Source organism: Lactococcus muris (genome assembly GCF_042849115.1).
Lineage (GTDB): Bacteria > Bacillota > Bacilli > Lactobacillales > Streptococcaceae > Lactococcus > Lactococcus muris.
In genome coordinates, this window is record NZ_BAAFQO010000014.1 from 15,196 (window position 1) to 27,603 (window position 12,408).

The following is a 12,408-nucleotide window of genomic DNA, read 5'->3' on the forward strand; positions in this document are numbered from 1 at the left end:
ACAATCAAAGCGAGCAAAGTCGTCAATGAACTGAATTTATTCGTGAGTGCTTTCACTTTTTCCTCCTCAATTATTAATTGAAATTTGTTTTAATTAACAGTGGCCAGCTGCATAATTTTCTCTTGGCTCGCTTCTGATTTGTCCAAGATACCTGCAATTTTTCCTTCGTGCATGACAGCAATACGATCTGAAACACCTAAAACTTCTGGTAAATCACTCGACACCATAATAATTGGTACGCCACGCTCAGCCAACTCGTTAATGAGCTGATAGATTTCACGTTTGGCACCTACATCAACGCCACGAGTAGGTTCATCGAGAATGAGTACTTTTGGTGCAATACCAATCCATTTTGCCAAAACAACTTTTTGTTGATTTCCACCAGACAGGCTCCCAACAGTTTGGTTAACATCTGTCGCCTTAACTTTCAAGCGCTCCGACAGGCGCTCAACAAATTCCAGTGAAGTTTTTTCATCAAAAATTCCTCTTTTGACAAAATCATAGTTACTTGGTAATGTAATATTTTCTCGAATGGAGAAGTCAAGCACTAGTCCTTCTTCTTTACGATTTTCTGTTAAGAAACCGATTCCTTGATGAATTGCATCAGCTGGCGAATTAATGCTTTTCACTTGGCCATTGATTTTAATGACTCCCGACTGTAGCTTATCTATGCCAAAGATAGCACGCATGACTTCGGTTCTCCCTGCACCCATAAGCCCAGCAAAAGCTAAAATTTCGCCTGATTTCACTTGGAATGAAACATCTTTAAACCTCTCACCTGAAAGATTTTCAACTTCAAAAACGACGTCCCCAATTTGAGCAGTTTTTTCAGGATAATAGTCCGATATTTCCCGTCCAACCATCTTGCGAACCAGTTCATCGACATTCGTTTCGCTTGTTTTCTTGGTATCAATCACCAAACCATCACGCATAACGGTTACACAATCGGTAATTTTAAAGATTTCTTCCATACGGTGAGAGATATAAACAATCCCAACGCCACCGGCTTTGAGTCCCTCAATAACCTTAAATAAACGCTCCGTTTCACGCTCTGTAAGTGCAGCTGTTGGCTCATCCATGATTAAGATTTTCAAGTCTGAAAGGAATGACTTGGCAATTTCGACCATTTGTTGCTGACCAACCGAAAGTTTACCAATGACGGCATCCAAATCAATCGTAACACCTAATTGTTCAAAAGCATATGCTGCTTTTTTTCGCATTGCCTTATTATCCAAAAGTCCAAATTTATTTTTGATTTCACGCCCTAAAAATAAATTTTCCAAAACAGTCAAATCTGGCCAAGTATTCATTTCTTGATGAATAAAACTAATCCCGAACACTTCAGCTGCTTGTGGATTACTAAAATGCTTCTGCTTCCCATCAATCACAATCTCTCCACCGCTTGCTGGAAAAAGGCCGGTCAAGATATTCATCAAAGTAGATTTTCCTGCTCCGTTTTCTCCCATCAATGCATGTACTTCGCCGGACTTGATGAGCAAATCAATGCCCTCGAGTACCTTATTGCTACCGAAGGATTTGGAGATATTCTGCATTTCAATTTTCAAAGCCTTACCCCCGACTGTAGAATAATATTCGAATAAGGTGTATTTTCACCTGTTCTTACTATCGCTTTCACTTCTTTATTCATATCTTTCAGTGTTTCATGACTTACAAATTCTATGACTGCAGTATGATTCAGTTTTTTTATGATTTGCTGCAGCTGTTTCGGGTTTTGTGTTTTTATCTCTTCAGCTAAAATAACTTTTTCAACAAAAACATTTTCTAAATATATATCCAAAACTGCTTGAAAATCCGGTGTACCATGACTTAGAGCTAAATCTATTTTTTTAATGTCTTTCGGTACAGGAAGTCCTAAATCGCCAATACAAACGCGATCGGTGTGTCCTAAATCATCCACAATCTTTGCCAAATCGCTATTCAAAATACCATGTTTTTTCATATTGTTCATGCTCCTTAATTGCTTCAAGTGTAGGCATTCCGCCTTGTGCTCCAAATTTTTGAACAGAGAGATGAGAAGCAATTATTGCAAATTTAATTGCTTCTTTTACATATAGACCTGATGTTATTGCAAAACCAAAGGCACCATTAAAGGTATCTCCTGCACCAGTTGTATCCACTACTTCAGCTTTTATTGCTGGAACTCTCTCAATACTTTGACCATTGTGGAAAATCACACCCTCAGCTCCTAAAGTAACAATGAGCTTGTTTGGATACTTAGCCAAGGCTTCTTCCAAACTCAAGTGGGGAAGCAACATTCTGCTCTCATGCTCGTTAGGTGTGATGAAATCTACGAAAGGTAACATCTGAAAGTCTGTCTCACGGGCCGGTCCAGGGTTATAGAGGACTTTAATCCCGTTTTCCTGACAATACTTTGCTATCGCCATATTACTTTCATGCGGAATTTCATTTTGCAAGACAACCAATTGACTTGCTTTTATGATATCCCACTCAGACATCCAAGTATCTGTGAGCACGGTCTTATTGGCACCAGGGATGACGATAATGCGGTTATCGTTTTCAAATAATGTAATCTGAGCGACCCCTGTAGTCTCTGGTACCGTTCCCACTTCGTCCACAAGAACACCTTGGGCAGTAAAATTATCCAAAATACTCTTTCCAAAAGCGTCTTGACCTACTGCACCAATCATTGAAACTTGTTTGGGAGCCAAACGACCAATAGCCACTGCTTGATTGGCCCCTTTACCGCCAGGCACCATTGAAAAAGCTTTTCCAAAAACGGTCTCACCTGTTTCTGGTACTTGCTCAGTGATTGTCACTAAGTCCATTGCAATACTACCAACAACAACTATTTTACTCATTACTTTCTCTTTTCCTAATTGTTTCTCGTTCAACATAGCGTACAGGCAGTTGTAACTGCCGTGATTTGATTTCCTGTCCTAATGATAATTTATAAATTAACTTTGCTGCTTCATATCCCATTTCATAAGCATCTTGGTGAATGGTTGATAAAGCTGGATACATGTACTGGCTCATTAGAATATCATCATAGCCAATAATTTGTACATCTTCTGGAATACGTTTGCCTAAATGGTGGAGTTCACGGATATAGGCCATAGCATGAATATCAGATGGAGCGATGATGCTGTCAAAATCATTGTGCTTCAAAACCTGCTTGGCTTCTTTAAGAATTTCATCGAAATCATAACTCTGACTGTAAAAGGTTTCATAGTGTGTTTTTGTTTTTTTGAGGTAAGCAATGCTTGCTTTAAAACGATTGTTAATACTTTCTGCTGTTACAGGACCACTTATGACTGCGACCTTTTTTGCACCAGCTTCAACAATCACATACGCAGCAATCTTTCCTCCCGATAAATTATCTGAAAAAACGCCAAAATCACTTTTTTGCCCTACCCGGTCAACAATCACTGTCGGAAGCTTAATTTCTGGAAATGCTTCTCGAAAATCATTGGTTGTAATTACACCTGCAGCATTGGTTTGCATAAGTACTTTGAGATAGTCTTCTTCAAATTGATTATCCTCACCAATGTTACCAAGCAAAACTCTATAGCCATGTTCTTTTAGAAATTTCTCCACTCCTTTTGCCAGCATTGGGAAAAATGGATTTGAAATATCTGGTAAAAGCAAGCCCACAATCTGACTATGTTTTGTCTTCAATGATCTGGCTGAAAGATTGGGTACAAAATTAAGCTTGGTTATAGCTGCTTCAATCTTTTCTTGCGCTTCTTGACTGACATAACCATTTTGCGAAATATAACGCGAAACTGTAGATTTAGATACTCCTGCTTCTTCAGCAACTTGTTTTATTGTAACCATGATTTTCTACTCCGATTAATTATGGTACCGTTCCCATTTTGTTAACATCATTGTACACGTTTACATTCGCTTTGTCAAGGGAAATCACAATTTTTTTCAAGTGACATGTGATAAGTACTATCTCTTGGCCTAAAGGGGGAAACTTTTCCTTAACATTGCTAAAAAAATTATTTTCTTACTAAATAATAGGATGTTTTCTTGTCTCTCACAAAGCATGGCAAAATAGTGAAGACAAAGATGAAAGAGAGTATCTAGCAACCTTAAACTTTTAAGATTAGCACGCCTGCCATAATAATATGTACCAAGAATTGTCTACTTGCTAAAGCTTGACAATGTGATGATGCTTTGCAGACTCTTGACAAGCTCTAGCTATTTTAGATGCTGCACGTCCATCTTCAACTTCTGCTGCTACAGTATTAGGTTTTCCGGAGCTAACTGCATAAATGAAGGCTTGTAATTCTGCCTTAAAAGCTTCAGAAAAGCGTTCCGGGAAAGATTGCATACAAGGCCTAACGATTCCTTTATCAGTAAATAATGTCGTATAGTAGGGAGAAGCTTCCTGCCCCACCCGAATCCAGCCCTTGCTTCCCATGATTTCAAATTCAACGTGATTTCCATGAGCTGCAGTACGTCCTGCTACCAAAGTGGCGACCATATCGTTATCAAAGCGAAGATTAGCTACCCCTGTCTCAAATTCTCCCATCTTTTGCAATTCAGGTGCCGCAAGAGAATTTCCCACTGCATAAACCTCAACAGGTTCTTTTCCCACAATCCAACGGACCAAGTCAATATCATGGATGGTCATGTCCAGAAATATGCCACCAGAGTCGTTGCTGCCTGCATAGTTTACAAAACTCTTTAGATTCTTGAAAGGGTCAATGCCGTAACCTCGCATATAGAGAATGTCGCCCAGTTCTTGCGAAATCACCATCCGTTTAGCTTCTTGATAAGACGGATCAAAACGCCGCATGAAGCCGAGCTGGAAAATCTGCTCTGGGCGTGACTTGATCGTCGTAACCATTTGTTCAATTTCCTCCATATCAATTCCCATAGGTTTCTCACAAAAGACATTCAGACCATGTTCTATAGCATAAATAGTAATTTCTGGATGAAAAGCAGTCGGAGCTGCGATGATAATAGCATCTAAATTCTCCTGATTAATCATCATCCGCCAGTCTTTATAAGGCTTAGCCCCAAAACGGGAGTGTACTAAATCTAATTGTTCATCATCCAAAGCAAAGGCTGCTTTTAATTTTACTTTAGGCATACTTGCTACATGCTCAGCATGACACATACCTAAACGCCCCAGACCAATGATTGCGATATTGATTGTTGACATTCATCCACCTCTTTTATGAAATTTTTATAGAAAAAGAATACATAGCTCATCATGTATTTCACCAGTCTCTTGATTCAGGAATTGCTTAGAACTACAGTCGAGCCAATCTGGTAAGACTTTTGGGCAGCTTGAGCAATTTTAACAGCCATAATGCCGTCTTCCATCGTACAAACTACTGGGCTCTCATCAAGGATAGACTTGGCAAAATAGGTCAGTTCTGTATCGTAAGACTTCAGATAACGTTCCAAGAAAAAATGCTGAGGTTTCTCAGAGAACACCCCTGCCTTGGAAGAAAGTACAGTATTACTTTCCAGATGATTATCATTCTGTAACATCCCTTTAGACCCAAAAACTTCAATGCGTTGATCATAGCCATAGACAGCCTGACGACTATTATCAATTACACCAATAGCACCATTTTCAAAGGTTAAAGTTATGATTGCCGTATCTACGTCACCATATGTTGTGATAGCAGGCTCTACCAGAGCAGCTGCCTGCACAAAGATTGACTTCACCTCTCCAAACATGTAGCGAGCCATATCAAAGTCGTGAATCGTCATATCCATAAAGAGACCACCCGATTTTTCTACGTACTCAATGGGAGGCATACCCGGGTCACGGGAGGTAATTTTAAGAATCTGTGGCTCACCAATTTCACTGATACGTGACTTTATAGCCAAGAAATCGTCATCAAAGCGGCGGTTGAATCCTGTTTGTATGATAACCCCTGACTTTCTCACTGCTTCATAAGCCTTTAGGCTTTCCTTCATGCTAGAGCCTAGCGGTTTTTCGCAAAAAACATGCTTGCCTGCTTCAGCTGCTGCCTTAATCTGCATCGGGTGAAGTGAGGTTGGTGTTCCAATCAAAACTGCATCTACATCTGGGTTAGCCAGTACCTCTGCATACTCGGACACAAAAGAAATCTCTGGGTATTCCGTCTCAAAATCATCTGGTTTGACGATATCACAAACCATAATAACATTATAATAAGGCGATGCTACAAGATTTTTCATGTGGACACGCCCAATGCGACCATAGGAGATGATAGCGATATTTACTTTTTTCATTTGGATAAATTCTCTTTCTTTTTTGTAGAACTACTTGCTTGTACAACTAGTAAGGGCGAGCTTTTTTTCTTTCTTTAGCCCTTTGGTCCGATATTTTTTGAGCTTGAAGATTATTGGAGCACTCTGAATACCCTACATTCCACCATGAACCCACATTGTCGCTTGACATGGTCTTTGGCAGAACCTTGATGTCAAATAAGGTGGAAAATCGTTGTTCCTTGCTGTCTTCAAGTGCCGTTTTAAGTTCTTCTAGGGTACGAATCCGATAGGTTTTTGCCCCATATCCTGCCGCAACTGCAGCATAATCGATGTTCATAATTTGATTGTCATGCGTGAGTCGTTCTGTTCCTTGCGAAATCAAACCATGCTCCATTTGCAGGTTATTAATCGAGCCAAAACCACCATTATCAAAAAGCAGGATATTGATTTTTTTGTCATACTGTAAAGCTGTTACCAATTCGCTGTGAAGCATGAGAAAGGAACCATCTCCCACGAGTGCATAGCTTTCAGCTTCGGGATTTGCCAGCTTAACCCCTAAGCTCCCCGCAATTTCGTAACCCATTGTTGAGTAACCATATTCTAAGTGATTTGTATTTTCACTCTTGGACCACCAAAGTCTCTGAAATTCCGCTGGTAAAGAACCTGCTGCGGTTACGATAGTAGCCTTATCATCAACAAAGTCATTAATAGTCAAGAAGACTTCTGTCTGGGTGAGCGCTGTTCCCAAAATTTCACTGTATTTTTTTAGATAATCATGTGAAAAGTGCCCAGCTATTTCTGGTTCAAAGAAAGTCTTGGTAAAATGCAATTTTCCTAAGCGCTCTCGTTCAAGCTGCCACTCATATTTCCACTTGAAAATGTCATCGCCCCATGCTGTTTCATAACCCGCGAGCAAAACATGTAGCTGTGTCAAGGCTGTTTTAGCATCGGCGACAATCTGAAACGCATCAAATTTGTAGGCTTGATAACGATTGACATTAATGTTAATAAATTTAGCTCTAGCAAAGTCATAAATGGTTTTTGAGGCTGTCAAAAAGTCGGAGTAATGAGTACCTACACCAATGATCAGGTCTGCCTGCATAACGGCTTTATTAGCGGCTGACGTCCCCAAAACACCCGTTCCTCCCAAATTATACCTGTAATCTGACTTCAGTGTAGACTGACCGGCATGAGTCATGACCAAGGGAATATGGTAATCATCAGCCATAACTTTAAGAACTTCCTGTGCTCCAGAATATTTTGCTCCGCCACCTACGATAATAACAGGCTTTTGTGCTGCTTGAATCAAGCGCACTGCTTCTTCTAGCTCACGCTCAACAGCAGGGCGACGATCCAGATAGTGGACGCGCTTATCAAAGAAAGTGATGGGATAGTCATAAGCCATCCCTTCTACATCTTGAGGCAAGCTGATCGTTACAGGGCCTGCATTATCCCAAGAAGTCAGAACCTCAAAACCTCGAATCAAGGCGCTCATCAGCTGCTCTGGTCGTTCTATTTTATCCCAGTATTTTGAGACTGGTTTGAAAGCATCATTGGTCGTAATGCCGATAGATAAAGGGTTTTCGAATTGCTGTAAGACAGGATCTGGCTGTCTTGTTGACCAAACGTCTGCTGGCAATAAAAGAACGGGTAAATTGTTGGCATAAGCTGTAGCTGCTGCAGTAATCATATTGGCAGAACCGGGACCTGACGAGGCAGAAACAGCATAAATCTTACGCCGGAGCTTCTGTTTTGCAAAAGCAATTGCTGCAAGAGCCATACCTTGCTCATTTTTACCGCTATAAGACTTAAGATGTCCAGGGTTTTGTTCCATGGCTTCACCTAGCCCCAAAACAATCCCGTGACCATAAATATGAAAGAGACCTTCAACAAAGGGTTCTTCCTTACCGTCAATGGAGATATACTGTTGATTGAGAAACTTGACCAAAGCTTGCGCGGTCGTTAATCGGATGGTTTTACTCATTTTGAAAAAGACTCCTGTCTTCATTTTTAACTGCCTCATGCAAGATATGAGGGACATTCATGTATTGGAAATCCTGGTCAGAAATCGTTTTGACTTGCGTATGTTTAGCGTATTTCTGAATCAGTTTCCCAATTGTTTCTTTATAACGATGAACTTGCGGTGTAAAAAGTAAGATATCATATTCCTTTTTCGACAATTTTTCCTCCAATGATGGCAGTGCTGCATAGTCGATATCAACATTTAATTTTTCACTTTCAATTTCTTGGGCAAGCTTGTAAAGGAGGGAACTAGCAGTAATTCCCGTTTCACAGATAACTAATAATGATTTATTCATAAACTCTTTCCTTATGCATTTTGTTATGCTATTTTTCGCAGATGTCCGCTTATCTAAAAGTCTGATGATTTTCATCAGTTTTTTGGAAAAACGCACATCTTACTGATGGAATGGCAATTTTGTTCCAAGGCTAGTTTTTATCCAATACCCCAAGGTGAGAAAAAGGCATAAGTAATAAGGACAACACCAATGACCAAAGCGCCAACCCACTTGCCATGTTTCCACGCTTCCATATCCACTTTGGCAGAGCTGAAGCTGTCCAAGATAAATTCACCTTCGCCTTTAACTTTAGGAAGGACCCACATCAAGAAAGCTTCTACAAAGAAAAGGAGTGAGAGAATATAGAGGAAATTAATTTGTGAGAAGAAAAACGTTGCAATTCCGTACATGATAACGTGTACAGCAAAGACAATTTTGGCTGTGTAAGCAGTGGCATGCTTAGACCAGAAAGCAAAGAGGATGAGAATCAACAATGGGATATTATAAATGCCGTTGAATTTCTGAATGAAGGTATAGAGACCATCTGGAGCATAAGTAATAAATGGCGCTACCAAGATGCAAAGAACTCCAGCCACAACTGTTGTGACTTTACCACTGCGTGCCACTTGGGCATCTGTTGCTTTTTTATTGAAGACCCCTTTGTAAAAATCCAATGAAGCCAAAGTGACAAGTGAATTCAGGGCACCGGCAAAGGAGGAGAGGACTGAACCTAGAAGGATAGCTCCATAAACACCAAAGAGAGCTTTGGGTAAGAGTTCCACCAACATGTGTGGATAAGAAGAATCTGGATGCGAGAGAAATTGATTGCCGAACATATGACGCGCGATAACTCCAGGAAAAACCAAGAAAAGCGCACCGAATATTTTATAAACTCCCAAAATCATTGTCCCTTTTTGTGCCTCTTTAAGTGATTTTGCTGCGAAAGCTTTCTGAACAATCATCTGGTTGGTACACCAGAAGTATAAGTTGTTAAATAACATGCCTGTAAACAGTGTCGGCCAAGGGACATGTTGCGAGTCAATAGCGCCGATTGAATTCAGAAGACCATTAAAAGGAGTATCGTAAACAATAAATTCAATCCCTCTTAGGAAAGAGCCCTCCCCCACGAACATGAGACCCAAAATCGGTACTGCCAAGCCTCCTATCAAAAAACCGACAGAATAAATTGTATCAGAGTGGGCAGTCAAAGCTAAGCCACCCATCAAGAGATAGGCAATGGCGACAAGACCAACGATAATGCAGATGGCGACAACCGCAACAATGGTTGGTACACCAAACATCAAATCCACGTGGAAGATTTCATTAAATACAAGGGCTCCAGAGTACAAAAGTACCGGCAAAAATGAAGCCACATAGGTGAAAATAAACATTCCAGAAATGGTACGCTTGGCGGTAGAAAAATCAAACCCAGAGCTACAATGGCAATGGCCGAAGTAACCTCCCAAGCCATAACTTGCATCCCCGTCACGTAAGACTGACCATTCAGCCCGACCAACTGATCCGTAGAAAGATTGGTTAGGATAATCGCACCGGCCACATTGACAGCTCCCAACGAGCGCCCACCCATAAAATAGCCTTCCGAGGTTTTGATATTGACTTCTTTTCTGGACTTTCGATAAGAATAAATCCAGATGGCCGCCACAATCACAATGAAGCTGCCAACTGTCCAAGCTACATTCATTTAAAACTCCTTACTTAATGATTTTTGAAAGCATAACTTAAAATGCTTCGCTTATGTTACTGTTCTTTTTAAAATCATTTGCCTTAACTTTTTCCTTAAAACGGAAAACTCTGCTGTCTCTTGTCTTTACAGACACGGAAATTCCTAAAGACCAGTAATTTGATTCATGTATTCACGGGCCATTTTGGCATAAAGGAATGGATTGGCTTGGGTAGGGTCTTGCTCAGCCTCAACCATAATCCAACCTTGATAATCGCTTGTGTGGATCGCATGCCAAATAGGTTCAAAGTCAATCATACCATCGCCAGGCACTGTAAAGACACCCGCTTTAACACCCTGAAGAAAAGAGGAGTGCTCTGACTTTACGTTATTCATCCGTTCTTCTCGTATGTCTTTAAAGTGAATATGCTTAATTCGATTGGCGTATTTATTGTAGATATAAAGTGGATCTTCACCTGAGAAAACCAGATGACCTGTGTCAAACAAAAGCGACACTTTATCTGGTTGAGTTTCTTCCATGAGGCGCTCGATTTCTGCAGTCGTTTGGATACAGGTGCCCATATGATGATGGAAGACAATTTCCATCTCTTTCTCATGAGCCATGTTCCCTAATTTTTCTAGTCCAGTCGTCAAGAGGTGCCATTCTTCTTCCGAAAAAGTCGGCTTCTCATCATATATGGGCCTGTCCAAGCATTGAATAGAATGCCCCTGTTCTGAAACGACGATAACTTTCGAACCCATGGCATGTAAGAAATCGAGTTTAAGTTTGAAAGCCTTTGCTGTTTCTTCAAAAGGTTTGGTAGTCAAAAAAGCTGAAAACCAACCAGAAGCAATAGACATGCCTCGAGGTTCTAAGTGAGAATGTAGCTCAACTGGGTTTTTAGGATATTTATTTCCTATTTCTGTTCCTGTAAAGCCTGCCAGGGCCATTTCCGAAAGGGCCTGTTGGAAAGTATTTTCTGCGCCTAATTCAGGCAGGTCATCATTTGTCCAACCAATGGGACAGATGCCGAGATTGATAGTCATTGAGAATCCTCCTCCTTTTAAAAGCTATGCCTATCTGCTTGAAAGTGATGAAAAGTCAGAAATAAAGGTTTTTGCAAAACTACTGAAACCGGCAAGAAATCATGAAAACAAAAGATGAATTCACTTGACAGCAGCCTCTTTTTCACTCCCTTTTCAGATATTCAATGTGATTGGGTTAAAAGTAAGTCAATAAGTTTTACGGTAAAAATAGGCTAAATTAGTCTTGTGCAGCAATCAATGCTTTAATCTCCTCAAGCGTAGGCATAGCTTCAGAGGAAGAATGCTTACTGACCACAATGGCCGCTGCGGCTGCACCATATTTAAGGGCAGTTTTTATGCTCTCCCCTTTTCGGAGAGCCGTGATAAAGGCCGCTGCATAAGAATCACCAGCTCCAAAAGTCTTCATCACTTTTGCCTTGTACGCTTTACCTTTGATAATATTACCGTTTTTTTCATAGGCAAATGAGCCTTCAACGCCATGCTTTATCACTATCAACTCTGGGCGGTATTTGAAGAGCTCACTCACAGTAGCTTGATTTTCTCCTCCTTGTTTGTTTTCTAACACGTCAAACTCATCACGAGTACCAATCAAAATGTCTGATTGTTGGGCGACAAGTTGATAGTAAATAGCGGTTTCTTCACGAGAATACCATGTGTATTCTCTGTAATCTAACTCCATGATAACGGGAATCTCATTTTTTCGAGCCAGCAAAAGTGCTTTTAAAGCCGCCTCGCGAGAAGGACTTTGTGCAAGAGCCGTTCCAGAAATTAAAAGATAATGGGTCTGCTTGATATAATCCTCAAAAATTTCTTCCGGGCTCAAATACAAATCTGCCACATCTTGCCGATACATGAGGATATTGGATTCGGAAGGGCTTAGAATTTCAGTAAATGCAAGACCCGACTTGTGTCCTTCCTTGTCAATCACAACGCCTCTTGTATCCACATCTTTCTCTTCCAAATAGTTCATGATAAAACGACCATGTTGATCATCCGAAAGCTTGCCGATAAAGCCCGTTTTAAGTCCCATTTTTCTCGCACCGATGACGATATTTGCAGGAGAACCACCCACGTATTTTTTAAAGTTTTTTGTTTTCTCCATCGGTTGATGAAGTTCAACGGCATTTAAATCAATTGCTGCACGTCCAACAGCGATAATATCAAATTTCTTTTTCATATCTT

Annotated in this window: 12 protein-coding genes; all 12 read right to left on the reverse strand. The window is 40.5% G+C overall.

Features of this window, described 5'->3' with window-relative positions:
* Window positions 1–89: 89 nt before the first annotated feature.
* Entirely contained in the window at window positions 90–1,565 is a 1,476-nt protein-coding gene (locus ACGHCK_RS08800; protein ID WP_271328142.1) for a sugar ABC transporter ATP-binding protein, read from the reverse strand.
* Complete coding sequence (gene rbsD, locus ACGHCK_RS08805) at window positions 1,562–1,960, reverse strand: D-ribose pyranase (RefSeq protein ID WP_202230814.1); 399 nt, start codon at window positions 1,958–1,960, stop codon at window positions 1,562–1,564. The genes ACGHCK_RS08800 and rbsD overlap by 4 nt, the downstream gene beginning before the upstream one ends.
* Window positions 1,935–2,840 (reverse strand): ribokinase, encoded by a 906-nt coding sequence (gene rbsK / locus ACGHCK_RS08810; RefSeq protein ID WP_251420828.1) that lies wholly within the window; start codon window positions 2,838–2,840, stop codon window positions 1,935–1,937. The genes rbsD and rbsK overlap by 26 nt, the downstream gene beginning before the upstream one ends.
* On the reverse strand, window positions 2,833–3,816 hold the full coding sequence (locus tag ACGHCK_RS08815; protein ID WP_271328141.1) for a LacI family DNA-binding transcriptional regulator: 984 nt from the start codon (window positions 3,814–3,816) through the stop codon (window positions 2,833–2,835). The genes rbsK and ACGHCK_RS08815 overlap by 8 nt, the downstream gene beginning before the upstream one ends.
* A 319-nt stretch (window positions 3,817–4,135) precedes the next feature.
* Window positions 4,136–5,155 carry a Gfo/Idh/MocA family protein gene (locus ACGHCK_RS08820; RefSeq protein WP_251420826.1) on the reverse strand — a complete coding sequence of 340 codons (1,020 nt, stop codon included), beginning with the start codon at window positions 5,153–5,155 and terminating at the stop codon, window positions 4,136–4,138.
* Window positions 5,156–5,229: 74 nt separating this feature from the next.
* The gene (gene iolG, locus ACGHCK_RS08825) at window positions 5,230–6,222 is read right to left on the reverse strand and encodes an inositol 2-dehydrogenase (RefSeq protein ID WP_271328140.1); all 993 of its coding nucleotides are present in this window, start codon (window positions 6,220–6,222) and stop codon (window positions 5,230–5,232) included.
* A gap of 46 nt (window positions 6,223–6,268) precedes the next feature.
* Window positions 6,269–8,185 carry a 3D-(3,5/4)-trihydroxycyclohexane-1,2-dione acylhydrolase (decyclizing) gene (gene iolD / locus ACGHCK_RS08830; protein ID WP_251420822.1) on the reverse strand — a complete coding sequence of 639 codons (1,917 nt, stop codon included), beginning with the start codon at window positions 8,183–8,185 and terminating at the stop codon, window positions 6,269–6,271.
* Window positions 8,178–8,519, reverse strand: a complete 342-nt coding sequence (locus ACGHCK_RS08835; protein ID WP_251420819.1) for a PTS sugar transporter subunit IIB — start codon at window positions 8,517–8,519, stop codon at window positions 8,178–8,180. Before ACGHCK_RS08835 ends, iolD begins: the two co-directional genes overlap by 8 nt.
* Window positions 8,520–8,656: 137 nt before the next feature.
* On the reverse strand, window positions 8,657–9,889 hold the full coding sequence (locus ACGHCK_RS08840) for a solute:sodium symporter family transporter (RefSeq protein WP_271328139.1): 1,233 nt from the start codon (window positions 9,887–9,889) through the stop codon (window positions 8,657–8,659).
* Entirely contained in the window at window positions 9,799–10,200 is a 402-nt protein-coding gene (locus tag ACGHCK_RS08845) for a sodium:solute symporter family transporter (protein WP_394304529.1), read from the reverse strand. Before ACGHCK_RS08845 ends, ACGHCK_RS08840 begins: the two co-directional genes overlap by 91 nt.
* 144 nt (window positions 10,201–10,344) lie before the next feature.
* Window positions 10,345–11,226, reverse strand: a complete 882-nt coding sequence (gene iolE / locus ACGHCK_RS08850; RefSeq protein WP_251420815.1) for a myo-inosose-2 dehydratase — start codon at window positions 11,224–11,226, stop codon at window positions 10,345–10,347.
* Window positions 11,227–11,443: 217 nt separating this feature from the next.
* Window positions 11,444–12,403, reverse strand: coding sequence for a 5-dehydro-2-deoxygluconokinase (iolC, locus tag ACGHCK_RS08855; protein ID WP_251420813.1), 960 nt, complete (start codon window positions 12,401–12,403; stop codon window positions 11,444–11,446).
* Window positions 12,404–12,408 lie beyond the last annotated feature (5 nt).